At 61.6% G+C, this 23,220-nt stretch carries 21 protein-coding genes; 8 read left to right on the top strand and 13 right to left on the bottom strand.

The genetic code is table 11. The annotated features are described in order from the left end of the window. Positions 1-125: 125 nt before the first annotated feature. The 3 genes from FGE21_RS14145 (at position 126) to FGE21_RS14135 (ending at position 5,692) form a co-directional block, all read left to right on the top strand. The gene (locus tag FGE21_RS14145; protein ID WP_139663954.1) at positions 126-3,203 is read left to right on the top strand and encodes an ABC transporter transmembrane domain-containing protein; all 3,078 of its coding nucleotides are present in this window, start codon (positions 126-128) and stop codon (positions 3,201-3,203) included. 151 nt (positions 3,204-3,354) lie between these two features. After that, entirely contained in the window at positions 3,355-4,308 is a 954-nt protein-coding gene (accD, locus tag FGE21_RS14140) for an acetyl-CoA carboxylase, carboxyltransferase subunit beta (RefSeq protein WP_139663953.1), read from the top strand. Between the two features lie 112 nt (positions 4,309-4,420). Beyond that, a complete protein-coding gene (locus FGE21_RS14135) occupies positions 4,421-5,692 on the top strand; it encodes a folylpolyglutamate synthase/dihydrofolate synthase family protein (RefSeq protein WP_176695444.1) in 1,272 nt (423 codons plus the stop codon). Between the two features lie 299 nt (positions 5,693-5,991). Here FGE21_RS14135 and zapE read toward each other — a convergent pair whose 3' ends face one another. After that, positions 5,992-7,059 (bottom strand): cell division protein ZapE, encoded by a 1,068-nt coding sequence (gene zapE / locus FGE21_RS14130; RefSeq protein ID WP_139663952.1) that lies wholly within the window; start codon positions 7,057-7,059, stop codon positions 5,992-5,994. 162 nt (positions 7,060-7,221) lie between these two features. On the opposite strand from zapE, the gene FGE21_RS14125 reads away from it, so the two are divergent. Next, positions 7,222-8,460 (top strand): MFS transporter, encoded by a 1,239-nt coding sequence (locus FGE21_RS14125; protein ID WP_139663951.1) that lies wholly within the window; start codon positions 7,222-7,224, stop codon positions 8,458-8,460. A gap of 43 nt (positions 8,461-8,503) precedes the next feature. Here the strand turns inward: FGE21_RS14125 and FGE21_RS14120 are convergent, their stop codons facing one another. The 8 genes from FGE21_RS14120 to FGE21_RS14085 all read right to left on the bottom strand — a co-directional run bounded on the left by FGE21_RS14120 (position 8,504) and on the right by FGE21_RS14085 (position 16,050). Continuing rightward, the gene (locus FGE21_RS14120) at positions 8,504-9,442 is read right to left on the bottom strand and encodes an alpha/beta fold hydrolase (RefSeq protein ID WP_139663950.1); all 939 of its coding nucleotides are present in this window, start codon (positions 9,440-9,442) and stop codon (positions 8,504-8,506) included. Continuing rightward, a complete protein-coding gene (locus tag FGE21_RS14115; RefSeq protein WP_139663949.1) occupies positions 9,439-10,356 on the bottom strand; it encodes an ornithine cyclodeaminase family protein in 918 nt (305 codons plus the stop codon). The genes FGE21_RS14120 and FGE21_RS14115 overlap by 4 nt, the downstream gene beginning before the upstream one ends. Then, on the bottom strand, positions 10,353-10,973 hold the full coding sequence (locus tag FGE21_RS14110; protein ID WP_139663948.1) for an HAD family phosphatase: 621 nt from the start codon (positions 10,971-10,973) through the stop codon (positions 10,353-10,355). Before FGE21_RS14110 ends, FGE21_RS14115 begins: the two co-directional genes overlap by 4 nt. 14 nt (positions 10,974-10,987) lie before the next feature. Continuing rightward, a complete protein-coding gene (locus tag FGE21_RS14105; RefSeq protein ID WP_139663947.1) occupies positions 10,988-11,950 on the bottom strand; it encodes a DMT family transporter in 963 nt (320 codons plus the stop codon). A 206-nt stretch (positions 11,951-12,156) separates the two neighbouring features. Further along, a complete protein-coding gene (locus tag FGE21_RS14100) occupies positions 12,157-12,612 on the bottom strand; it encodes a YaiI/YqxD family protein (RefSeq protein ID WP_139663946.1) in 456 nt (151 codons plus the stop codon). Beyond that, on the bottom strand, positions 12,609-14,123 hold the full coding sequence (gene sthA, locus FGE21_RS14095; RefSeq protein WP_139663945.1) for a Si-specific NAD(P)(+) transhydrogenase: 1,515 nt from the start codon (positions 14,121-14,123) through the stop codon (positions 12,609-12,611). The genes FGE21_RS14100 and sthA overlap by 4 nt, the downstream gene beginning before the upstream one ends. Before the next feature lie 4 nt (positions 14,124-14,127). Continuing rightward, entirely contained in the window at positions 14,128-14,961 is an 834-nt protein-coding gene (gene fghA / locus FGE21_RS14090; protein ID WP_139663944.1) for an S-formylglutathione hydrolase, read from the bottom strand. A 156-nt stretch (positions 14,962-15,117) separates the two neighbouring features. Continuing rightward, a complete protein-coding gene (locus tag FGE21_RS14085; protein WP_139663943.1) occupies positions 15,118-16,050 on the bottom strand; it encodes an AEC family transporter in 933 nt (310 codons plus the stop codon). Between the two features lie 234 nt (positions 16,051-16,284). Here FGE21_RS14085 and FGE21_RS14080 point away from each other — a divergent pair, with 234 nt between their 5' ends. Beyond that, positions 16,285-16,899 carry a TetR/AcrR family transcriptional regulator gene (locus FGE21_RS14080; protein ID WP_139663942.1) on the top strand — a complete coding sequence of 205 codons (615 nt, stop codon included), beginning with the start codon at positions 16,285-16,287 and terminating at the stop codon, positions 16,897-16,899. 32 nt (positions 16,900-16,931) lie between these two features. Here FGE21_RS14080 and FGE21_RS14075 read toward each other — a convergent pair whose 3' ends face one another. Then, complete coding sequence (locus FGE21_RS14075) at positions 16,932-17,408, bottom strand: cytochrome c (protein WP_139663941.1); 477 nt, start codon at positions 17,406-17,408, stop codon at positions 16,932-16,934. A 165-nt stretch (positions 17,409-17,573) separates the two neighbouring features. On the opposite strand from FGE21_RS14075, the gene FGE21_RS14070 reads away from it, so the two are divergent. The 3 genes from FGE21_RS14070 (at position 17,574) to FGE21_RS14060 (ending at position 20,439) form a co-directional block, all read left to right on the top strand. Beyond that, the gene (locus FGE21_RS14070) at positions 17,574-19,253 is read left to right on the top strand and encodes a DNA polymerase Y family protein (protein WP_139663940.1); all 1,680 of its coding nucleotides are present in this window, start codon (positions 17,574-17,576) and stop codon (positions 19,251-19,253) included. Positions 19,254-19,336: 83 nt separating this feature from the next. Next, positions 19,337-20,062: a helix-turn-helix transcriptional regulator gene (locus tag FGE21_RS14065; protein WP_139663939.1), complete on the top strand. Its 726-nt coding sequence runs from the start codon at positions 19,337-19,339 to the stop codon at positions 20,060-20,062. Positions 20,063-20,094: 32 nt separating this feature from the next. Further along, a complete protein-coding gene (locus FGE21_RS14060) occupies positions 20,095-20,439 on the top strand; it encodes a DUF2794 domain-containing protein (RefSeq protein ID WP_139663938.1) in 345 nt (114 codons plus the stop codon). Positions 20,440-20,467: 28 nt separating this feature from the next. Here the strand turns inward: FGE21_RS14060 and FGE21_RS14055 are convergent, their stop codons facing one another. The 3 genes from FGE21_RS14055 to FGE21_RS14045 all read right to left on the bottom strand — a co-directional run bounded on the left by FGE21_RS14055 (position 20,468) and on the right by FGE21_RS14045 (position 23,082). Then, the gene (locus tag FGE21_RS14055; protein ID WP_139663937.1) at positions 20,468-21,208 is read right to left on the bottom strand and encodes a C40 family peptidase; all 741 of its coding nucleotides are present in this window, start codon (positions 21,206-21,208) and stop codon (positions 20,468-20,470) included. Next, positions 21,205-22,605 carry a M17 family metallopeptidase gene (locus FGE21_RS14050; protein WP_139663936.1) on the bottom strand — a complete coding sequence of 467 codons (1,401 nt, stop codon included), beginning with the start codon at positions 22,603-22,605 and terminating at the stop codon, positions 21,205-21,207. The genes FGE21_RS14055 and FGE21_RS14050 overlap by 4 nt, the downstream gene beginning before the upstream one ends. Before the next feature lie 138 nt (positions 22,606-22,743). Continuing rightward, complete coding sequence (locus FGE21_RS14045) at positions 22,744-23,082, bottom strand: hypothetical protein (RefSeq protein WP_139663935.1); 339 nt, start codon at positions 23,080-23,082, stop codon at positions 22,744-22,746. Positions 23,083-23,220 lie beyond the last annotated feature (138 nt).

The raw sequence follows: 23,220 nt of genomic DNA, 5'->3' as shown, positions 1-23,220 counted from the left end.
TTGCCCTGACCGGGGGCCTGTTGCACCATGACCGGGCTTGCGGTTTCCTTTGATCGGGCGATCATGTCATCTGAACCAAATGCCCTGCGCCCCACGGCGTCCCTGACTGACTGAAAGGACAAGGCGTGGAGCCGAGCCTGTTTGCCTTCATCTGGCGCTATTCAAAACGGCAGCAGCTGGGGCTCTTGCTTTTGACCATGCTGACCTTTCCGTTTCTCTATGCCACGCTGGAGTTGCCGAAACGGATTGTGAACGATGCCATCGGCTCCCCGACCGGGATGGTCGAGCTATGGGGGCGGCGGCTGGCCTCCGAGGATTACCTGCTGGTGCTGTGCCTTGCTTTTCTGGGCGCGGTTCTGGCCGGCGGCATGATGAAAATGCGGTTGAACACGATGAAAGGCATCATGTCGGAGCGCCTGTTGCGCCGTCTGCGGTATCAGATGATCGCGCGGATGATGCGGTTCCCGACAAGCTACTTCCGCACCACCAGTCAGGGCGAAATGGTGTCGATGATCACCTCCGAATCGGAGCCCATGGGGGGATTGATGGGCGATGCCGTGGCCCAGCCTGTCTTTCAGGCCGGACAAATGCTGACCATCGTTTCCTTTCTCTTTGTGCAAAGTGTCTGGTTCGGTCTTGCCTCCGTCGCGCTGATCCCGCTGCAGGCCTGGCTGATCCCGATGATGCAACGCCAGATAAACCTGCTGAACAAGGATCGTATTGCCGAGGTCCGGGCGCTGGCAGCAGAGATCGGCGAAACCGCGGCCGGGTTGAGCGATCTTCGGAACAATGGCGGCTGGCGGTATCGCCTGGCGCAGATTTCGAACCGTCTGGGGCGCCTGTTCGAAATCCGCCGACGGATCTACACGAAGAAATTCTTCATGAAGTTTCTGAACAACCTGATCGGTCATCTGACGCCGTTTTTCTTCTACTCGGTCGGCGGGGTTCTGGCGATCCGGGGGGAGATCACGGTGGGCGCGCTGGTGGCGGCGCTGGCGGCCTACAAGGACCTGTCAGGGCCATGGAAAGAGCTGCTGACCTACTACAATCAGGTACAGGACATGTCGCTGCGCTGGCAGGTCATGGTCGAGAAATTTGCCCCTCCCGGCATGATCGACGAGCAGCTTTTTGAAGGCGAGCCGACCGAGCTGCCGCACCTGCGCGGTGCGATCGAGCTGCGTGATGTCACGGTGAAGGACGCAGAGGGAAAGCCAATCCTCGATGGTCTGACCCTGACTATTCCGGCGGGTGCGCAGGTGGCGATCCAGAGCACTTCGGCAACGGAGCGTCAGGCGCTCGCGCAGTTGCTGACACGGGATGTGTTGCCCGCGCGCGGCGAGGTGGTCATTGCGGGCCGCCCGCTGCGGGAGCTGCATCAGGGGGTCATCGCCGCGCGGATCGGCTATGCCTTCAGCGCGCCCTATCTGTTCGACGGCTCTTTGGGGGACAATGTGCTGATGCCGCTGCGCAGCCGTCCCCGGGCCTCTGACATGGAGCTGGATGCAGCGGAGCGCGCCGAATCCCTGCGGGCGGGGAACAGCCCTGACCCGCTCCATGCCGATTGGGTGAACCCGGACCTCGCCGGATTGGGCTCCGACGAAGATCTGCGCGACTGGTGGTTTCAACTAGTCGAGGCGATGGGCGTCGATGGCCAGCTGTTTCACCGCACGTTGCACGCCCGGCTGCATGACCGTCACAGGGCGCTCGAAGCCCAGATTAAAGCGCTGCGGCCACAGATCGAGGCGCGATTGGTGGAGCAGGGCCTGCGCGATGTGGTCTACAGATTTCTGCCGGATCGCTACAACCCGGCCTTGCCCCTGGCCGAGAACATGATGTTTGCCTTCGCGGTGGAGCCGATCCCGACGGCCCTGTTCACAGACCCCGACGGCCCGTTCCAACGCGTCTTGCGTGCTGAGGGGCTGGAAGACGAGACGCGCAATATCAGCCTGGCTCTGCTGGATACACTGCAGCGCACCTTTGGCAGAGGCGAGACCGGACATCCCCTGTTTCGCAGGCTGGGCCTGGATGAGGACCTCTATGTGCGGATTACACAGGCCGCAGATCGCCACGGAGCGGGGCAGACTCTGAGCCGGGAGGATCGCGCGTTGCTGTGTACGCTTCCGTTTTTGCTGACAGAGGAACAGATTGGCTCCGGCCTGCCGCGGGCGTTCAAAAATCACATCCTGCGGCTGCGCGCCCGGCGCGGTGATTTGTTGCTGTCCGACTGCGCCGGTGTCTTTCGCCGTCTCCGGGCAGATGAATATGCGCGCAAGTTGACGGTGCTGGAAAACGCCCTGTTTGGCCGGGTCGCGGCTCATGCGGGGGCCAAAGGTCAGGCGGTAGAGGATGTGGTCGCCGATGTGATGGCCGACCATGACCTGAAGGCCCGGCTTGCATTGATGATCTACGACCTGCCGACAGGCCTTGGTGGTGCGCTGCTGGCGCCGGTGTTTCGGGAACGGGCCGCGTTCACGCGCGCGGCGATCAAGCGGCCGGATGTTTTGATCCTGGAGCGCGTACTGGCGAGCCATGATGCCGACAGTCGCCTGAAAACCCGGACGAGATTACAGACGCTGTTGCCGAAAACCACGATGATCCACATTGAGGATCACTTTGAGAACCCGGACCGCTATGATCTTTTTCTGGAGCTGAAAGACGGCCGTCTGGACGGCGCAGTCGGTGGCGCTGTGTCACCGGGGGCTGGTGCTGAAAACGCCGGCGATGATTTCGACCGAAAGCTGGCGGTCGTCAGCGATGTGGACCTGTTCAGGCCTCTGGACGCGCGGCATCGCCGATTGCTGGCGTTTTCGGCCTCATGGGTTCGTGTGCCGACCGGTGCAGCGGTCTTTCGCGCAGGTGAGCCGGGCGATGCGGTTTATCTGTGCCTGTCGGGGCAGGCAGAGCTGCGCTTCCCGGGGGAGGTGGGGCATCTCAATCTGGTCGGTCCCGGTCGGTTGATCGGTGACCTGGCCGTGATCGTGGACGAGCCCCGCCGCCTGGATCTGATCGCAGCAGAGGATTGCGTCTTCCTCCGCATCGGCGCCGAGGAATACCGGACCGTCATCGAAAGCGATATTTCGGTGGCGCTGCAGCTGCTGCAGATGGTGTCCGGCCATTTGTCAGGTGCGGCCGTCGCATTGCAGGAAGCGCGCGCGGTACAGGCAGGCACACTGCGCAGCATCAATCCGGACCCCGCATCATAGCCCGTTGCCGCAGGCGCGCCTGAAGGCCACCGTGTGGCTGGTTTCAAAGGCCCAGCATCGCGCCGGTGACGTTGACGCATAAGGCCTGATTGCAATTGACGCCAAGTCCCCTTATCTGAGGGCAAACCGCCACCCAGGCAGAGGCCAATAGATGAACTGGATCACCAACTACGTCCGCCCCAGGATCAACTCGATCTTTTCGCGCCGCGAAGTGCCCGAGAACCTGTGGAAGAAATGCGATGAATGCGGCACCATGCTGTTTCACCGTGAGTTGAGCGACAATCAGAACGTCTGCACCAACTGCGGCCATCATATGCACATTACCCCGCGAGACCGGTTTGAGGCGCTGTTCGATGCGGGTGTCTTTGCCGAGGTCAAAGTGCCGGAGCCGGTTGTCGATCCGCTGAAGTTCCGCGACCAGAAACGCTATCCGGACCGGATGCGTGCGGCACAGAAGAAAACCGGCGAAAAAGAAGCGATGCTGGTTGCTACGGGCGAAATCGGCCGCACGCCGATCGTGGCCTGTGCGCAGGATTTTTCATTCATGGGCGGCTCCATGGGCATGTATGTCGGCAATGCGATCATCGCAGCCGCACAGGAGGCCGTGAAGCTTCACCGTCCGTTGGTGCTGTTTTCGGCGGCCGGGGGCGCGCGCATGCAGGAGGGGATCCTGTCGCTGATGCAGATGCCACGCACCACCGTCGCCGTGCAGATGCTGAAAGAAGCCGGGCTGCCCTATATCGTTGTCCTGACGCATCCGACGACCGGCGGGGTCACGGCGTCCTATGCGATGCTTGGTGATGTGCATATTTCAGAACCCAACGCGTTGATTTGTTTTGCGGGCCCCCGGGTAATTGAGCAGACCATCCGCGAAAAGCTGCCCGATGGGTTTCAGCGGGCGGAATATCTGCTGGATCACGGGATGCTGGACCGGGTGGTGGCGCGCACCGAGATGCGCGCTGAATTGATCACCATCATCCGGATGCTGCTGAACTTGCCGCCGCAAGTGCATGGCGATCTGCCCGCGCCAGAGCCGGTGGCGGCGATTGAAAACGTCGAAACCCCCTCCGAACCTGTCGCGACTGCAGAAACAAAACCGGAATAGCCGCGCAACACTCTGCGCCAACGGGCCTGCCATTGCCACCACCGGGGACACCCAGCGGGCGCAGGGCGGGCCTTTTTTGATCCCGAGGCTGAGAATAGCTATGACCGCTGATATGATCCCAGATACATCCGATGCCATTCTTGCCCGTATGATGGCGCTGCATCCGAAGGTGATCGATCTGACGCTGGATCGGGTCTGGCGTCTTCTGGCCGCATTGGACAACCCGCAGGAAAAGCTGCCACCGGTGATCCATATCGCAGGCACCAACGGGAAAGGATCAACCCAGGCAATGATCCGGGCCGGCCTGGAGGGCTGGGGCAAATCCGTGCACGCCTATACATCGCCGCATCTGGCGCGGTTTCATGAACGTATTCGGCTGGCGGGAGAGTTGATCACCGAACCGCATCTGAGTGCCATCCTAGACGAGTGTTATAGCGCCAATAGCGGCGAGACGATCACCTATTTCGAGATCACCACCGTGGCGGGACTGCTGGCGTTTGCCCGGACGGATGCGGATTTCACGCTGCTGGAGGTGGGGCTCGGTGGGCGGCTGGATGCAACCAACGTGATTACGCCTGAACTCTCGGTCATTACCCCAATATCCATCGATCATGAGCAGTTTCTTGGCGATACGCTGGCCAAAATTGCCGCCGAAAAGGCCGGGATCATCAAGCGGGGAGTGCCCGTTGTCGTCGGCCCGCAGCCGGACGAAGCGATGGAGGTGATCGAGGCCACCGCCGCGCGACTGGCTGCGCCGCTGATCGCCTGTGGCCAGCATTGGCATGTATCCGAAGAGGCAGGCCGGTTGGTCTATCAGGACGAGCGGGGGCTGCTGGATCTGCCGCTGCCTGCGCTGATCGGGGCGCATCAGGTGCAGAATGCAGGGGCTGCGCTGGCTGTGCTGCGCCATCTCGGCGCTGCTGAGGCGGCCTGTGAGGCAGCAGTGACAAAGGCGCAATGGCCGGCGCGGATGCAACGCCTGAGGACTGGTCCGCTGGTCGATTTGGCGGGAACGGCAGAGGTCTGGCTTGATGGTGGGCACAATGCTGCGGCAGGGCTTGCTCTGGCGGAGGTATTGGCAAGACTGCCAGAGCGGCCCACGCATCTGATTTGCGGCATGTTGAACACCAAGGATGTGACCGGGTATCTGCGGCCGCTGGCCTCTGAGGCGCAGAGCCTGACGGCGGTTTCGATTCCCGGTGAGACGGCGACCCTTTCTGCGGCAGAGACAGAGAGCGCCGCCCGGTCGGTGGGACTGACCAGTCAGTCGGCGGATAGCGTCGCGGCGGCGTTGCAGGCGGTCCTGACCCGGGACCCTGATTGCCGGGTTCTGATTTGCGGCTCGCTTTACCTCGCCGGCCATGTTCTGCGCGAGAATGGTTGATGTGAACAGGGTTGACGGGACTGCGCCGGCCGTGTTGCGTTTCATATCGGGAGGGGGGGCTCCCGCCCGTCTCGGCAGCATTATCATGCGGCCTCCCCCGTTGGGCCGGGCGCCGCTGACGCGGCGCGGTTGCGTGGCGACCGGTCGGCCCGCCCAAATTCGGTGACCGGGGCACAAATTCTACACAAGCGGTTGCCGTGGTGATGTAGTGGTGCCTGTGGTGCCGATTTGGGGCCGCCCCCAAACCGGCCTCCCCTGTGCGTCCCTCAGGCACCTGTTCAGTTCAGGCCAGCATCAGGTCAGCTTTGTGCCCAATTCTTGTCCTGCATTTCACGCAGGCGGGAGGCCGTGCGTTCGAACTCAAACGCACCGTCGCCTTCCATATAGAGGTACTCGGGCTCGGCTGCGGCGGAACAGATCAAGCGCACGCGGGCCTCATAGAGTGCATCGACAAGCGTCACGAACCGTTTGGCTTCATTGAAGTTTGAGCGCCCGAGGCTGGGAATGTTCTCCAGTACCAGAACCTTTACCGCATCGGCTATGGTGAGATAGTCACCGGGTCCCAGCATCGTGCCGCAGAGATCAAAGAAGCTGGCTCGGGCGACGCCGTTGCGATAGGCGGGCAGGGTGACCGTTCGCCCCTTGACGGTCAGGGAGAGAGGCTCGGCGGAGCCACCGGTGAGGTCGCGCCAGATCGCGTCAATTTCGGCTCGTGTTTCGGCGTTGAGTGGCGTGAAATACACCCGGCTCCCGGTCAGGCGGTTCTGACGATAATCATGCGGGCTGACCATTTCATGGACGTGCATCTGCTGTTTGATGAGGTCAATGAAGGGCAGGAAAAGCTGGCGGTTGAGACCGTTTTTATACAGGTCGTCCGGCACCCGGTTTGAAGTCGTGACAACAGTTACGCCCGCCTCGAACAGGGCTTCGAACAAGCGCCCGACTATCATCGCATCGGTGATATCGGTGATCTGCATTTCGTCGAAGGCGAGCAACCGGACCGAGGCAACCACCTCTGCGGCGACGGGGGCCAGCGTATCCTGGACACCCTGTTCCCGCGCGACATGCATCTTTGCGTGGATCTCCTGCATGAAGGCGTGGAAATGCACCCGGCGGCTGGGAATATCGTCGAGGCTTTCGACAAACAGATCCATCAGCATTGATTTGCCGCGCCCGACTCCGCCCCACAGATAGAGCCCTTTGACATCCGGTCTCACGGCCTTGCGAAACAGCCCTTTTTTCACCGGCTCGGCCCGCAGGCCGTCAGCAATACGATCGAACTCAGGCAGCACTGCCTGTTGCGCGGCGTCGGGCTGGATCTGCCCGGAAGCCACGCGGGTCTGATAGAGGGTGCTCATATGTGTCATAGGCAAAGCCATAGCCGGATGATTTTACAAAGGAAAGCCACAGGGCAGCACAGCATGAACAGGACCGTTCAATTTTTCTAATGTATGGACACAAAACTCCTGAATTGACGCGGCCGCGGGAATGGCGACACTGCAACAAACCCTCGTTCCCGGAGACCCGCTATGGACCGTCAGGCGCCCCTGTTCACCCCAGTTTTGCTTGTGGGCTGCCTGATCATCATGGTCAGTTTTGCGATACGGGCGTCATTTGGCGTCTTTCAGATCCCGATCGCCGAGGATTTCGGTTGGCTGCGGAGTGAGTTTTCACTGGCCATTGCGATCCAGAGTTTGGCCTGGGGGATCGGTCAGCCCATCTTTGGTGCCATTGCCGAGAAAATTGGCGACCGAAAGGCGATTGTCATCGGCGCGGTCGTCTATGCCGCCGGGCTGGTGTTGAGTTCGGGCGCAACCACGCCGTTTGAGATGCAGAGCTACGAGTGGCTGGTGGGCTTTGGCATCGCCGGGACCGGCTTTGGCGTCGTGTTGGCCGTGGTGGGCCGCGCCAGTTCTGCCGAAAACCGCTCCATGTCGCTGGCTATTGTGACAGCGGCCGGATCGGCGGGGCAGGTCATCGGCGCGCCTGCCGCTGAATTTCTGCTCAGGCTGATGCCGTGGCAGTCGGTGTTTCTGGTCTTTGCGGGCGTCGTCCTTGCGCTGATCCTGTCGCTGCCTCTGATGCGGGCCCCAACCCCCGTGAGCAAGGCGGAGCTGGAGGAGAGCCTGGGCCAGATCCTGGTGAAGGCGTTTCGTGATCCATCCTATACGCTGATTTTTCTGGGCTTTTTCAGTTGCGGCTATCAGCTTGCCTTTGTGACCGCGCATTTTCCGGCCTTTGTGACCGAAATGTGCGGGCCGATCATGCCGGGGGGGATGCTGCATGGTTTGGGGATCACCACCACCTCGACCCTGGGGGCGGTGTCGATTTCGCTGATCGGGCTGGCCAATGTCGCGGGCACCCTGCTGGCGGGTTGGGCTGGGAAATATTACTCCAAGAAATACCTGCTGGCGGGTATTTACACAGCCCGGACGATCGTTGCCGCTGCCTTTATCCTGCTGCCGATCACACCGCTTTCGGTCATTTTGTTCTCGGTCGGGATGGGGTCCCTCTGGCTGGCGACGGTGCCGCTGACCTCGGGGCTGGTCGCGCATATCTATGGGCTGCGCTACATGGGGACCCTCTACGGTATCGTGTTCCTGAGCCACCAGATCGGAGGCTTTCTGGGGGTCTGGCTTGGCGGTCGCATGTATGACATTTACGGCGACTACACGATGGTTTGGTGGATTGGGGTCGGTGTCGGTGCGTTTAGCGCGATTGTCCACTTGCCGGTGCGGGAGAAACCGCTGACCGGGGTCGCCGCCTGAACGAAGCCTGAATCAAACCTGAACGCCGTGTCGCGCTGGTCGGTCAACGCCGGAGTCCCTTGCTGTGATTTTCGTGGATTATCCGAGCGATTTCCTGCGGGTGCGTATACACGATCCCATGACCTGCGTCCTCGATCACGCTCTGTCTTGCCGCGCGATTCAGTTCGGTCATACGTCCGATCACACTGGCCGGAATGATCCGGTCGGAGCCCCCCCAGATTGCGAGGACCGGAAGCCCCTGCCGGTGGAGCACACGGTGGGCCTCATCAAATTTCTCGCGCAGGAGACCGCGCATGGCGGCCAGATTGGATGGCAGGAAGCCCCGGCGCCGGATCTGTGCGCGCTGAGCTGCGGTGACTTTTGCCGGGGTGTCGCCGTCTGACAATTCGGTGTTTATATATCGTCGTGCGACCATCGGATAAGTCCATTTCAGGACCCATTCCCGAAGCCGGGGATGTTCTTGTGCATAGGCGGCCACCGGTGTCCGTGGTGTATGAAGCCCGACCGAGGCGATCAAGACCAACTGCCGCACCCGGGCGAGGTTTTCGGCAGCAAAGGAACTGGCGATACAGCCTCCGACGGAATAGCCGATCAGGGTAAAATCCCCGACGATGCCTTCATGCGCCAGCAAATCCTGAAGCTGCTGGTGGAAAAAGGCGCGGTCCTGCGGCCCGGGCACATAGTTGGAATAGCCGCGACCATATAGATCGTAGAGCAGGACGCGATAGCCCTTCTCCGACAGATGTTCCGCCAGCGGCACGAACCCTTCGGAGGGCGTCGTGATGCCGTGTACACAGACCACGACAGGCCCGCGCTCCGGGCCAATCCACCGAAAATGGGTCATTCCCTGCGTCAGCTCGGCAAATCTGCCGGGTGCAAGGCGGCGCATCGTTTCCGTGACCGGTCTGCGAAACGCCTCCTGTACCGAGGGCAGAGACACTATTCCAATTGCGAGGAACGCCAGGATCAGCAGCCAGATCATGCGGTCCGGTTCCACAGGTCAAGGATATAGCGGCCCGTCATGAGATCCAGATGGCCGCCCCCGCCATTCTTGAACAGGGTGATGGCCGCAGGATCATAGGCAGGAAAGCGGTCGAGAGAATAGAAGTCCGCCAGCACGTCCTCGCGTGCCAAGACCCCGGTTTCCAGTGGGATCTTGAATTCACCGATGTGATCCAGCGTGGTATCGAAACTGTCGCAATAAATTCTGGAACGGGTCAGCACGGTGTCATCGGCTTCGCGCATATCGGGGCGGTAGGCGCCGATCATGTTCACATGCTGCCCCGGTCGGAGCCACGCGCCCCGGAGAACCGGAGTTGTGGACATGGTGCAGGTCAGCAGAATGTCCGCCACGGGCACAGCCTGTTCGAGATCCTCTGCGACCTGCGTCCCCGGGTAGTGTGCGGCCAGAGCGTCGGCGTTGGCGCGGGTGCGGTTCCACAGTCGGATCTGTGCGTCGGGATAGGCGACTGAGAACGCCTCGATCAATGTCCCGGCGACGGTGCCTGCGCCAACGATCAGGATTTCGCGCGTGTCGGGGTTGGCAAGCCGGAGCGCCCCCAGCAGCGTATCGCCTGCGGTTTTCCATTTGGTGACAAGATGGAAATCAATCAGCGCCTCCAGTTGCCCGGTCGCGTCCGAGAACAGCGAGACGCTGCCATTGACGCCAGGCAGATCACGGCTGCTGTTGTCTGGAAAGATCGTTGCGGTTTTGACGGCGATTCCCAACCCGTCGATCCAGGCGGAACGGGACAAAAGCGTGTCGGTCCCGCGATAGAGAAACGTATCACCGACTTCGGCCTTGGGGCGCTGGTGTCCCGACGCAAGGGCCTCTGTCAATGAGATCCAGTCCAGCAGGGCCTCGCCCTCGGCAAACCCGATCTGAACAAGGCTCATCGGGCTTCCTCTTCGGTCAGAAGCCCCTCCGCGACAAGGCGTGCGGCCCAGGTGTCCGGTTTGTCGAACAAATGTGTTTTCCAGCCCCGCACGGCCGCGGCGGTGATGTTTTCCGGCTTGTCATCGGTGAACAGCAGCTCATCCGGACGGCGCCCGGTCCCGGCCTCAAGCTCCGAATAGATTTCGGCGTCGGGCTTGATGCAGCGAAGATGCGCCGAGACAAACGTCTGGTCGAATTCGCGCAGGAACGGATAGGTGGTTTGGGCAATGACAAATGTCTCGGCACCGAAATTCGTCAAGGCGTAAACCGGAACGCCTTTTGCGCGCAGCGCTCGCAACAGGCGGGCGGAATGCGGAATGCCCGGGCTCGCCATCTGTATCCAGCTGTCGTGCCAGTGCCGGATTTCGTCGGACCAATCGGGATGTTGGTCCGCCAATGTATATATCGTTTCGCGAAACGGAGCCCCCCGGTCGACGTCGAGGTTGCTGCCATGCAGGTCCACTTCGGCGAAGAGAGCTTTGCGGCGCGCTTCACCGATCAGGTTGTCATAGAAGCGCTCAGGCTCCCATTCGATCAGGACTCGTCCGATGTCAAAGACGACGGCGGTTATGGGCATGGGGGGCCTTTCTACTAGCCGGAGGATCTGGGTCGGGGGCGCGTGGGGGCCCCGGGCGTGCGGGTCTCACGCCAGACTGAAACAAGACCAGCCCCGATAATCAAGGCCGAGCCAAACCATACGGAGCGATCGGGCCATTCGGAAAACACGATCACACCCCAGAACACGGCAAGCGGCATGGCAATATATTCGAAGGGAGCGACGAGGCCTGCTTCGCATTGGCGGTACGCCTGACCCACGAGATAGCCTCCGATTGCGCCCGATACTCCGGCGATGGCGAACAAGCCCCATTCTACACCATGAGGCCAGGCCCATGCCCGTAAAATCAAATCGGGAAGCGGAGCACCTGTCGCCCATGCGCCGTGGCCAAACAGCAATCCGGCAAGTGCGCTGATGACCAGAAACCCCAGGGTGGGGTAAAATGACAGAGTGGAGGCCTTGTCCAAACCGCCGGCGCGGCGCGTCAAAACATGCAGGGTCGCATAGCCGCAGGCACCAAGGAAGGGCAGCAGGGCATAGGGTTGAAAGGTGTCCGCACCGGGCTGCACGATTACGAGGATTCCCACAAACCCGACGAGAACCGCGCCCCAGCGCCATGGGCCAACTCTTTCGTTGAGAAACAGAACCGACAGTGTCGTGACAATCAATGGCGTGGCAAAGGCAATTGCGACCGCTTCCGCCAGAGGCAGTATCGCCAAACCGGAAAAGAAGCAGAGGTTGGCAAATGTCACCGCCGCTATGCGCAGCAGATGGAGCTTGATGTTGCGGGTCCGCAGCACGCCATAGCCGCCTTCCAGCGGAATGATGATGACCAAAAGCAAAAGGAGCGCGACAACCGACCGAAAGAACACGACCTGATAGAGCGGATAGCTGTCGGACAGAAATTTGAAGGTCACATCGATGACAGAGAAAGCCACAGCCGCGCCAGTGGCTGCAAGAATGCCCAATGCATTGGAACTGACCAAGGTTGTGCGCATTTCCGGGATCCTTTCCCGGTGGTTGTGGCCCATGCTTTGCCCGAGGGCAATCAGATTGGCCGAGAGATACAATGAAGAAGTGTACCAATTTTTGCTTGGTTCAGCTTTCAGAAGCGGCGTCGCGGCGGCGGAGGTTCGCGGTGGGCAGCAAACGTGCGGAAATGCGGCGGATAATGCCTTGGTTTGACTACGGATGCCGAGGGCGCTCAGACGCGCTTGGCCGCGCGGATTTCCCGCTCAAGCGTGTCGAGAAAGCGCGACCGATCCGCCTTGGTGAACCCTTTGCCGCCGCCCTGCATCCCCAAAGGGTTCGCGGCACGCAGATCGGCCATCAGGTCGCGCATTGCGAGCTGTTGGCCGATATTGGTCGCCGTAAAAGCCTCGCCGTTGTGCCGCAGGACACGGGCGCCCGCCTCGATACATTTTGCGGCGAGAGGAATGTCGCCGGTCACCACGATATCTCCGGGGCCGCAGCGATCTGCAATCCACATGTCGGCCTCGTCGGCGCCGGCCGCAACGATCACGGTTTCCACCAAAGGGTTCTGAGAGGGACGCAATCCGCCGTTGGAGACCACATACATGATCAGCCCGTGACGGGTCGCCACCCGCTCTGCCTCAGCCTTCACCGGGCAGGCATCTGCGTCGATATAGAGTGCGCTCACCCTTCTGACTTGCCCGTGTTGCTGCCTTTGGCCTCGACCTTCGCTGTGGCTTTTTTCACTGACGCTTTCTTGTCTTTTGCGGGCTTTTTGTCTTTGTATTCTTCCGGGATCGGCATCCGGTTGAACGCGTCCAGCCCTGCAATCTTGTAGGCCTCTGCCAGGGTCGGATAGTTGAAGGTGTTCTGAACGAAATAATCGACAGTCCCCTTCAGGTTCAGCACCGCCTGCGCGATGTGGATCAGTTCGGTCGCCCCTTCGCCGACGATCTGCACGCCAAGCACACGGCGGGTTTTCAGCGAGAACAGCATTTTCAGCATGCCATGCTCCAACCCCATGATGTGCCCACGGGAGGTTTCGCGAAACCGCGCAATGCCGATCTCATAGGGCACGCCCCGCTCCTTCAGCTCTTCCTCGGACATGCCGCAGGTCGACATTTCCGGCACCGAGTAAATCCCATAGGGGAACCAGGGGCTTTCGGGAACAGTCGGGACATCCATCGCGTGGCAGGCTGCAACACGACCCTGCTGAAGGGAGGTGGAGGCCAGCGACGGGTGGCCGATGACATCGCCGGTGGCATAGATATGGCCAACCTTGGTCTGATAGGTCTTGCGTTCGACCTGCAGGCGGCCACGGTGGTCGGTTTCCAATCCCACCGCCTTGAGGTTCAACTTGTCGGTGTTGCCCATGCGACCGGCCGCGAACAAGAGCATATCGCCCCGCACATGACGGCCGTTTTCCAGCGTCACTTCGATGTGATCATCTTCGTCATCGATCCTTTCAATCGCCGAACCGAGGCGCAGATCGACACCGTTTTCACGGATCTGATGGGTGAATTCCTGAATCAGCGTGCGGTCGATGAAATCGAGAAAACTGTCGCGCGGCTCGATCAGAGTGACGCGGACGTCAAGAGCCGAGAACATGGTGGCATATTCGACGCCAATGACCCCGGCCCCGACCACGATCAGCGAGCGCGGGATTTCCTCCATTTCCAGGAATTCATCCCCGTCCACAATGGTGGAGCCGTTGAAGGGCACATAGTCCGGGCGATAGGTGCGGGTTCCGGTCGCGATCAGGAATTTCTCACCGGTCACGCGGGTTGTGTCACCGGCCTCGATCTCGACTTCGACTTCGTTCGGCCCGATGAAATGCGCCATACCTGCAAGCACTTCGACGTGATTGCGGTTGAATTGATGTTCGAGCACGTCAACTTCGTGGCCCAGGGTGATATCGAGGCGCGCCTTGAGGTCGTCCGCCTTGATCTGGTCTTTGACCCGGTAGCTGCGCCCGTAAAAGCTGCGCTCGCGCCAGCCGGTGAGGTTAAGTACGGTCTCACGCAGGGTCTTTGACGGCACGGTGCCGGTATGAACCGAGACGCCGCCCAGACGATCCTTGCGGTCGATCACCAGCACGCGGCGTTTCAGCTTGGCGGCCTGGATAGCCGCAGTACGGCCCGACGGGCCGGAGCCGATGACGATCAGATCGTAGTCGAACCCGGATTTGGTCTCGGTCATTGCATTACTCCCGGTAGAGTGCATCCGCATGGAAGGCGACATGCTCCTCCATGAAGGTGGAAACGAAGAAATAGCTGTGATCGTAGCCCTTTTGCAGGCGAATGGTCGCATCCTGACGCTTGTCTGCGACGGCCGCAGCAAAGGCACCGGGCCGCAGCAGATCAAAGAACTGGTCGCTGGTGCCCGTGTCGATCAGAAGCGGGCCGTCGAACCCTTTGTCCCGCATCAGCAGGGTGGCATCGTGCGGTTCCCATGTGCTTTGATCCTCGCCGAGATAGGCCGTGAACTGCTTGCGGCCCCAGTCGCTGGCCGTCGGGTTGCAGATCGGCGCAAAGGCAGAGACAGAGCGGAAGCGGCCCGGCAAATTCATTGCGAGCGTCAAGGCACCGTGCCCGCCCATGGAGTGTCCCGTGATCGCCTGACGGGACATATCGAGCTCGAAGGTCTCGCCCAGAAGGGCCGGGAGGTCCTCAGCGATGTAATCCCACATCCGGAAATGAGGCGCCCAGGGGGATTGGGTCGAATTGACGTAGAAACCGGCACCTTGACCCAAATCATAGGCCTCGTCATTGGCCACACCTTCGCCGCGTGGAGAGGTATCGGGAAAGACGATGGCGATGCCCTGCTCGGCGCACCAGGCCTGAGCACCCGCCTTGGTCATGGCGTTCTCATGGGTGCAGGTCAGGCCGGAGAGGTACCAGAGCACCGGCACCGGACCATCCCGGGCCTCTTCCGGCAGGAACAGACCAAAGGTCATATCGCAGTTGGTGGATGGGCTGGCGTGGCGGTAGACGCCCTGAATGCCGCCATAGGCCCGGTTCTCGGATACGGTTTCCATCGAAGACCTCCTGAAGTCGGTGTTGGGCCTACCGCTACCGGGATGGGACAGATTAATCCAGTGTTGCCGCGTTGACTGCATCCCTTTTTGCGCGAGAAGGTTTCAAAAGGCTGAAGTCGTGGTTCCGGCAGCGCAATTTCACGCCGGGTGCGGGTTTCAGAGCAACGTATTGACCCAGGCGATGACCAGCGGCACGGTGACAATGGACACCATGGTGGAAATCAGGATCGCCGCTGAGGCGCGTTGCGGAGCGACACCATAATGCTGGGCCAGCATGTAGACATTCCCTGCGACCGGAAGGGCTGCGGCGGAGATCGCCACTGCGGCAGAAAAGGGTGCGACGGGCATCAACCACAGAACCCCGAAAGCCACGCCGGCCGGATGCAGGACCAGCTTGGAAAAGCTGAGCCAGCCTGCGACCTCGACCCGTTCGGCGGATTTCGACGCCAGCGAGGCCCCGATCGCAAAGAGAGCGCCGGGGGTGGCCGCCCCGCCGAGAATGGCCAGGAAATCATTCATCGGCGTCGGGATCGGAACCTGTCCTGCAGACCAGGCGAGCCCCCCGACAATCGACAGGATCATCGGATTCTTGAGCAGGCCAAGCCCGACGAGGCGCAGGGTGGCGGCGCTGAACCCCGCCCCGCGATGAATATTGATCAGCACGACAATCAGCGAGGAGAAGACCACCAGATCCACGGCGAGCACAATCATCATCGGCCCCACCGCGGCGTCCCCGAACAGCAGCACCATCATCGGTATGCCAAGAAACCCGACGTTGCCGATGGCTGCACATTGCGCCTCCACCGCTGCCGTCGAGATATCCTGCCTGCGGAGACCCGCGACGACGGTGGCAATGACGTAGACGCATAATGTGCCAACGAGGTAGCCGAGGATCAGGTTGGGGTCGAATATTTCGCTGAAGGAAAGGTTGGCGGCGAACCGAAAGATCATGGCCGAGAGGGGGAAGAAGAACACGAATTTCGTCAGGAAGGCGGTTGCCTCTTCGGTGAAAAATCGTGTGCGACCGGCCCAGTAGCCCAGGCCGATGATTGCGAAAAAGGGAAGCGTGCGGAAAAAGATTTCGGTCATCCCGGCGATTGGTAACCTGAGCTGACCAAAATCAAAAGTGTTTTTGCAGAGGGATCTGATCGGAGCTTTCGGCAGGGTGCTTTCCTGCTGCGAGCTTGTGCGCTATGGCTGAAACCCGCAAGAGGTCCGGGTCGGGGCAGTCTCTACGACCTGTACTCTTGCGAATATTTTGAGTGACGCCGTTGGGCGGGCAAGGGACGGCCCGAACGACGGTTCAACAGGGATGGACAGGGAATGAACCAGAGTGCAGTCGTTCTGCGCACGGGGCGGAAATTCGATCAGGTGCTTGAGGGCGCGCGCAAGGTTTTTCTGGCGGATGGCTTTGAGGGGGCCAGCGTGGATGATATCGCGCGGGTGGCCGAAGTGTCCAAGGCGACGCTTTATAGCTACTTCCCGGACAAGCGCCTCTTGTTCATGGAAGTGGCGCGCAGCGAATGTGCCCGTCACGCCGGACGGCATCTCGACATTCCCGAAGGGTCCAGCCCGGACGTGGTGCTGACCGAGGTTGCGCGGCATATGCTGTCGGTGATCCTGTCTGACTTTGGACGCAGGATATTCCGCATTTGCGTGGCCGAGACAGAGCGCTTTCCGGACCTTGGGCGGCAGTTTTTTGAAAGCGGCCCTCAGGTGGAGCGCGAAAAGCTCAAGGTTTATTTTGGCGAAGCGGTTCGGCGTGGCGAACTGCAGATCGACGATTTCGATATGGCTGCCGAGCAATGGATGGCGCTGTGCCGGGCGGATCTGTTCCCGCGATTGATTTTCAACATTCGCGACAGTGTTGATGAGGAAGACGTCGAACGCGTGGTGCGAGCCACGGTCGAGATGTTCCTCGCCCGCTACGGCGTTTAGGCGCGGGGCTGTGGCGTTTGCGGGGCTGTCGCCTAATGCGTAGTGAATTCGTTCACATGCGCGCGATAGCTCCCGTGGCAGCTGTGACATGCCTGAATGAGATCAGGCAGGGTGCGGCGCAGACTGTCCAGGGATCGCGTTTTCAGACCTTTTGCCGCGGCCTCGGCGCGTTTTGCACGCAGTTCGAAGTCCTTCCAGTTGGTCCATATGTCGGGGCGCGCGTGAGAGTTCGGATCAAAGCGTCGCTTGCGAAATCGTTTTGGAATGCTGGCGGTGGTCGCTATCAGAAAACGCCGGGTTTGTCGGGCGCTTCGGCTGTCCATCGGAATGCGGCCTGCGCTCATGTCGGTGAGCGCGGTCAGGGCGACTCTCTGACTGTTCATCAGGGCCATGCGTTTCTGGATGTACTTGTCGGCAATGTGGGGCGTGCCGGTCGTCGCCGGAGCACCGATCACCAGCGCCAGAACGACCCCCAGGATCAGGGCAAAGGCCGGGGTTGGATGGGTCATGCGGCACCTGTGAAATAGCATAGGGGATCACCGGTTGACCGAATCGAATTTATGGAACAAATGTAGAACAAACCTATATTCCCTTGCCGGTTTATTGTGATGCGACACGCTTCTGGTTGTGTGTCCGTGTCATATCCGTCGTCTGAACCTGTCACCGGGGCTGCCATGCCAAATCGCCGTATTCTGTCGCTCTGGTTTCCGCGTCTCGGGGCGGAGCGCGTCTTGCGTGCAGAACAGGGCGGCATCAGCGGGCCGCTGGCCGTGGTGGGGGAAGTGTCCAACACCCAGGTTATTTCTGCGTTAAGTGCCGAGGCCGAGGCGGCAGGGCTGTGGGTGGGGCAGCCTCTGCGGGACGCCTGTGCCATGTGTGGCGGGCTGATCACCCGCAGTCGCCAGCCGCTCGCCGAGGCGCGGTTCCTGACCGCTCTGCGGCGCTGGGCGGGGAAATTCTCACCCTGGGTGGCCGAGGCGCCGCCGGACGGTTTGACGATCGACCTGACCGGCTGTGCGCATCTCTTTGGCGGGGAGGACGGGCTTTTGCCGCTGGTGGAGCAGGATTGCGCTGATATGGGGCTGAGCGTGCAGATGGGGGTGGCTGACACGCTGGGTGCGGCCTGGGCTTTGGCGCGCTACGCGGGGCTGGAGGCGGGATCGGACCGCAACGGAGACGCGATTGACCAGGAGGCTCGGGCCACCCGCTCGCGTGCCCATCGTCGGCCGGTGAAGGGCAGGCACTGGACCAGAGGCGGAGCGGCGCCCCATTCGGTGCGCCAGCCGCACAGCCAGGTCCGGGTGGCCGCGCCGGGGCAGGCCTATGGTGTACTCAGCCCCTTGCCGGTCGCCGCCCTGAGGCTCGACGACAATGTGGTCGCACAGCTCAATCGCCTTGGATTGCGGCGGATCGGGGATCTGCTCGGACAGCCACGGGCCAGCCTTGGGCGTCGCTTTGGCCGCGGTCTGGTTCTGCGGCTGGATCAGGCGATTGGCGCGGCGCCGGAACCGATTTCGCCCGCCCGCGCACCGGAGCATTTTGCCGTCCGCTTCAGCCTGCCGGAGCCGATTGGTCTGATGGAGGATATGATGGCGGCGATTGACCGCCTGCTGCCCCGCCTCTGCGCCCGGTTGGAAGATCGTGGTATGGGGGCACGTGTGCTGCGGCTTGAGGCACATCGTAGCGATCAGGCGGCAGAGGTGGTGACACTGGCACTGGCGCGTCCGACCCGTGACAGCGCCCGTATGCGTCCGCTGCTGGAAATGAAGCTGGAGAGCATCGACGCGGGCTTTGGCATAGACGTACTGCGGCTGGAGGCGGTGCAGGTGGAACGGCTGCAGGGCGTCACCCATACCGGGCATGCGGTGGCCACAGACAAGGCCCGCGCGCGTATGAACGGGGGCGGGGCGGGCAATCGGGAGCTTGAGGATCTGATGGGCCGCATCGGGGCCCGGATGGGGTTGGAGAACATCACCCGCCGTCATCCGGTCGACACTCATATTCCGGAAAAGACGGCACAGGTCATGGCCGCTGCCTGGAGTAATCCGGCACAGGACTGGCCTCATCCCCGGCGGCCGCGCCCGGTGTTGTTGTGGGCGCCTGAGCTGGTCATGGCGGAGGAACTGCCGAAGCTGCCGTTGCGATTTCGCTGGCGGGGCCGGGACTGGGCGCTGGCCAGAGCCACAGGGCCGGAACGTATCGCGCCCGAGTGGTGGCTGGATGATCCGCAGTGGCGCAGCGGGGTACGGGATTATTGGGAGGTGGTCACCGAATGCGGAGCGCGACTATGGCTCTATTTTGCCCATGGTGGCGGGGCGTCGCGGGGCTGGTTCTGCCAGGGCGCATTTGCCTGAGGTCCGGACCAGACAAGAACACTGCGGTCTGCAGCGAAGTGTTGAGGATGGGCAACCCCCGGAACAAAGGCTAGGATCCTCACATGGCGACACCTCGGTTTGACATTATCGGACAGGCGATCAGCGACGCGAGCCGCACACGGATGCTCTGCGAACTGATGGAGGGGCGATCGTTCACCAACAAGGAACTGGCGGGCGCTGCAGGCATTACGCCGCAAACCGCGACCGCGCATCTCCGCCTTTTGCAGCACGCCGGTTTGGTGATCGCGGAAAAGCGGGGACGATGCGTCTATCATCGCCTCTCCGGGCCGGATGTGGCACAGGCGTTGGAACAATTGGCGGCGATTGCACCGGCAGACAGCCTGTATCGGGCGCAGCGGCGCAAGGCGGGCGGGCTGGCGCAGGTCCGCAGCTGCTATGATCACCTTGCCGGGCCGCTGGCGGTTGCGATGACCGAGGCGCTGATGTCACGCGGCCATCTGCGAGAAAAAAACGGCGGCTTTATCCCGCACGCAGGACCGGTTTGGGCGCAGCTTGGTGTTGACCTGCCGGAACGGGCCGGGCGCGCGCCTTTTGCCCGCCCTTGTATGGACTGGACCGAACGGCGCCTGCATATTGCCGGACCAATGGGGCGCCAGATCCTGACGCGGGCACTGGACGCAGGCTGGTTGCACCGTCCGCTGCACGGTTCGATGCGGGGGCGCGGGCTGGAGGTGACACCATCGGGACAGCGCGCCCTGCACGACATATTGGGGATCGGAGCGCAGCTGGATCAAATAATTGTGTCACCCAAGCGCGAAGAGGCTTGATTTGGTGACCAAATGACCGGACGTTGGACGGTATGAGCTATCAATCTAACGGGTCTTTCCCGACGCCCCCCTATTGCGAGCAAGTTGCCTTTCACCGGCGGGAGCTGTCGATCATCCTGTCGCTTTATGGGCGCATGGTGGCGGCGGGGGAGTGGCGGGACTACGGCATATCGACCCTGCGCGATCTTGCGGTGTTCTCGGTCTTTCGGCGCACCGCCGAAAACCCCCTCTATCGCATTGAGAAACGGCCAAAATTGCGCAACCGGCAGGGCCAATACGCAGTTGTTGGCATGGACGGGCAAATTCTGAAACGGGGCAATGATCTTGGCACCGTGCTGCGCGTGCTGGAACGCAAGCTGATCCGGGCGGTCGACTAGCGCCCCTCCGCCCGTGATTTTGACCGTTTCAGATTATCCGCTTGTGCGCCGTGACGGGGCCGTCTCCCTGTGTTTCGATCCGGGAGATCGCAGCCTGCAGTGGTTCTGAGGCAACGGCCATGGCGTGCACATTTGCATGCAGGAGGGTCTCTGGGTCGCGGACCCAGGCGACATGCCCTTTCCAGAACAGGAGATCGCCTCTTTGATAATCGCGACCGCCGGGCAGGAAAGTGCCCAAATCGGCCTCCTGCGGGCCACTGTCGCCGGGGCACTCAATGCCACACAGATGGCAGCAAAGCTGCACCAGACCAGAGCAATCGATGCCCCAGCGGCTATTGCCGCCCCAGAGGTACGGCGTGCCAAGCAGCGTTTCGGCAATCGCGACCGGATCGGAGGCCTGTTCCTCCAGAGAGGTCAGGTGAGCTAGCGGCACGTAGCCCTGATCGGTTTCAGCAAACCGCCCGGTGATGCGCCTGACCGGGACCTGGCTGCCGAGGCTCAGGGACAGGAGGTCTGCGGATTTGAAATCGGGGCCGCTGTAGACATGCGTGGCAGGGGCGCTGATCCAGTGGGTCATCGCGGCGGGGGGCGCCAGATGATCCGCAGGCACCCATCCGGTATAGCCATCCCTGACGGCGCGCAGTTGGCACCACTCACCCTGCCGCGCGAGGATCTCGACCGCCGCGCCCATCAGGATCTGGCGTGCGCGGTCACCCTCCGGACGCGTGCGCAAGTCCGCAACCGGCCGACAGATACGGGCGAGGTTCATATGGTGTCCTTTGGCGGCGCCAACATCTCTGGCAGAGCTTCAAACAAGGCCCGTATCCCTTGCCCGATACCGCCCTTGGGCCGAGCGGGTTGGTTGGTCTGGCTCCAGCCGTATATATCAAAATGCATGTAGCGGGCCTCTCCGGCGAACCGGCGCAGGAAGAGCGCCGCCGTGATCGCGCCAGCAAACCCGCCGGAGGGCGCGTTGTCGAGATCTGCGATGCCGGGTTCTATCATGGTCTCATAGGATTCGTGAAAGGGCAGACGCCAGACCGGATCACCGGCTTCAATTGCCGCCGATGCGAGGGCGGCTGCGTCGCTGTCGCGATCGGTGAAAAACGGCGCGAGATCTGCCCCGACGGCAACCCGGGCCGCCCCGGTCAACGTCGCCATGGAGATCAGCAGATCCGGATTTTCCTCCTCGGCCAGCGCCAGTGCATCGGCCAGGACCAGCCGCCCCTCCGCATCGGTGTTGTTGACCTCTACCGTCAGCCCCTTGCGGGACCTGAGAATGTCGCCGGGCCGGAAGGCTGGACCCGACACGGCGTTTTCCACCGCGGGTATGAGCACGCGCAACCGCAGCGGCAGACCGGCGGCCATGATCATATGGGCAAGGCCCAGCACATTGGCGGCACCGCCCATGTCTTTTTTCATCAACCCCATGCTGGCGCCCGGTTTCAGGTTGAGCCCCCCGGTATCAAAACAGACCCCCTTGCCGACCAGAGTGAGCGCCGGCCCTTCGGTTCCCCATCGCAGATCAATCAGCCGAGGCGCCCGGTCAGACGCCCGGCCAACGGTGTGAATCAGCGGAAAGTTGTGGGTCAGCAAATCGTCACCCGCGATTGTGGATACAGTCGCGCCGTGCACGGCGGCCAATGTTTCGACGGCTGTTTGCAGGTCGGCGGGCCCCATATCCTCGGCGGGGGTGTTGATCAGTGTGCGCGTGAGGCATTCCCCGGCGGCGATCCATTCTATCCGCTTTGCATCGACGCCCGTGGGGGCCACAAGCCTTGCCTTGGCTCCCTTGGACGGCGCGTAGCGATCAAACGCATACTGCGCCATCAGCCAGCCAAAGCACTCAACGTCGAGAGACAGGTCTGCAGGCAGGCTGTTGGCAAGGGAATATGTGGCTTCGGGCAGTTTGGCGGCCGCGGCTGCCAGTACGAAACGGGTGCGCGCGCGTGATTTGGATGTTCCGGTTCCAATCACGGCCCCCGAGGGGGCGCCGTCGGGCCCCGGAAGAACCAAAACCTGCCCCCAGCTCCCGGTGAACCCCATCGCCTGTGACCAGGCCGCAATCTGTGGCGTCTGAGTGTCGATCCAGTTCTGGCACTCTGTTTCTTCTACGCAGGAAAGGGGAAGGCTGGCCTCGGTGGGCACGGCAAAATTCGGCTGCATCGACAGGTCCTCTGTGCATGGCTTTGGTCAGGTAGACCGTTGCCGTCAGAGTATCCGTCGCAGCCGCCGCCGCAAGCCCAACCGGGCCGACATTATAGTACACGCGCCCGGAGGGCACCTTGTTCAGATTGACATGGTTCAGATTGACATGTCGTGCTGTTCCCAAACCGCCGTCAGAGAGCTCTCTCCGACCCGGATCAGGCGAAACAGCGTCGCGGCCACGGCCGGCGAATCATCTGCGTCAATTGCTGTTGTCACATCCTGCGCGATGCCGGCCATGGCGATCATGCCGATCTGCTCTGAGATCGCGATCAGGGATCGCGCGCTCTTGCGCAGGTTATCGAAATCATTTTGCCGCCACAGGCGTTCGCAATGCGTGAGGCGCACCGCCAGTTCCTCTATGGCACGACATACGACATCTTCGGCACTTGTTTCGCCAAGCTGTGAGTATAGGTCGGTCAGCTTTTGCGGGTCCAAGTGGACATGTTCCCTATGATTGACTGTCAAAATATTGGCCACCACAATTCACCTTGTATTCGGTATGCCCCCACGGCATGAGCCCAATCTGCGCCTCACTGGTTGTCAAAAGGTTTCCACAGGCTGCGTATATCTCTC

The sequence above is a fragment of the Phaeobacter sp. B1627 genome (genome assembly GCF_006265095.1).
Classification (GTDB): domain Bacteria; phylum Pseudomonadota; class Alphaproteobacteria; order Rhodobacterales; family Rhodobacteraceae; genus Epibacterium.
Note: the sequence above shows the minus strand (reverse complement) of the source record. Positions and strands in the feature narration are given on the sequence as shown.

Excerpts from the sequence above, each read along its gene's own strand:
- FGE21_RS14080 (WP_139663942.1), top strand. The coding sequence starts at position 16,285 with ATGAACCAGAGTGCAGTCGTTCTGCGCACGGGGCGGAAATTCGATCAG.
- FGE21_RS14050 (WP_139663936.1), bottom strand. The coding sequence starts at position 22,605 with ATGCAGCCGAATTTTGCCGTGCCCACCGAGGCCAGCCTTCCCCTTTCC.
- FGE21_RS14085 (WP_139663943.1), bottom strand. The coding sequence starts at position 16,050 with ATGACCGAAATCTTTTTCCGCACGCTTCCCTTTTTCGCAATCATCGGC.
- FGE21_RS14055 (WP_139663937.1), bottom strand. The coding sequence starts at position 21,208 with ATGAACCTCGCCCGTATCTGTCGGCCGGTTGCGGACTTGCGCACGCGT.
- FGE21_RS14115 (WP_139663949.1), bottom strand. The coding sequence starts at position 10,356 with ATGAGCCTTGTTCAGATCGGGTTTGCCGAGGGCGAGGCCCTGCTGGAC.
- sthA (WP_139663945.1), bottom strand. The coding sequence starts at position 14,123 with ATGACCGAGACCAAATCCGGGTTCGACTACGATCTGATCGTCATCGGC.
- FGE21_RS14075 (WP_139663941.1), bottom strand. The coding sequence starts at position 17,408 with ATGACCCATCCAACCCCGGCCTTTGCCCTGATCCTGGGGGTCGTTCTG.
- FGE21_RS14135 (WP_176695444.1), top strand. The coding sequence starts at position 4,421 with ATGATCCCAGATACATCCGATGCCATTCTTGCCCGTATGATGGCGCTG.
- FGE21_RS14125 (WP_139663951.1), top strand. The coding sequence starts at position 7,222 with ATGGACCGTCAGGCGCCCCTGTTCACCCCAGTTTTGCTTGTGGGCTGC.
- FGE21_RS14070 (WP_139663940.1), top strand. The coding sequence starts at position 17,574 with ATGCCAAATCGCCGTATTCTGTCGCTCTGGTTTCCGCGTCTCGGGGCG.
- zapE (WP_139663952.1), bottom strand. The coding sequence starts at position 7,059 with ATGACACATATGAGCACCCTCTATCAGACCCGCGTGGCTTCCGGGCAG.
- accD (WP_139663953.1), top strand. The coding sequence starts at position 3,355 with ATGAACTGGATCACCAACTACGTCCGCCCCAGGATCAACTCGATCTTT.
- FGE21_RS14120 (WP_139663950.1), bottom strand. The coding sequence starts at position 9,442 with ATGATCTGGCTGCTGATCCTGGCGTTCCTCGCAATTGGAATAGTGTCT.
- FGE21_RS14065 (WP_139663939.1), top strand. The coding sequence starts at position 19,337 with ATGGCGACACCTCGGTTTGACATTATCGGACAGGCGATCAGCGACGCG.
- fghA (WP_139663944.1), bottom strand. The coding sequence starts at position 14,961 with ATGGAAACCGTATCCGAGAACCGGGCCTATGGCGGCATTCAGGGCGTC.
- FGE21_RS14110 (WP_139663948.1), bottom strand. The coding sequence starts at position 10,973 with ATGCCCATAACCGCCGTCGTCTTTGACATCGGACGAGTCCTGATCGAA.
- FGE21_RS14105 (WP_139663947.1), bottom strand. The coding sequence starts at position 11,950 with ATGCGCACAACCTTGGTCAGTTCCAATGCATTGGGCATTCTTGCAGCC.
- FGE21_RS14060 (WP_139663938.1), top strand. The coding sequence starts at position 20,095 with ATGAGCTATCAATCTAACGGGTCTTTCCCGACGCCCCCCTATTGCGAG.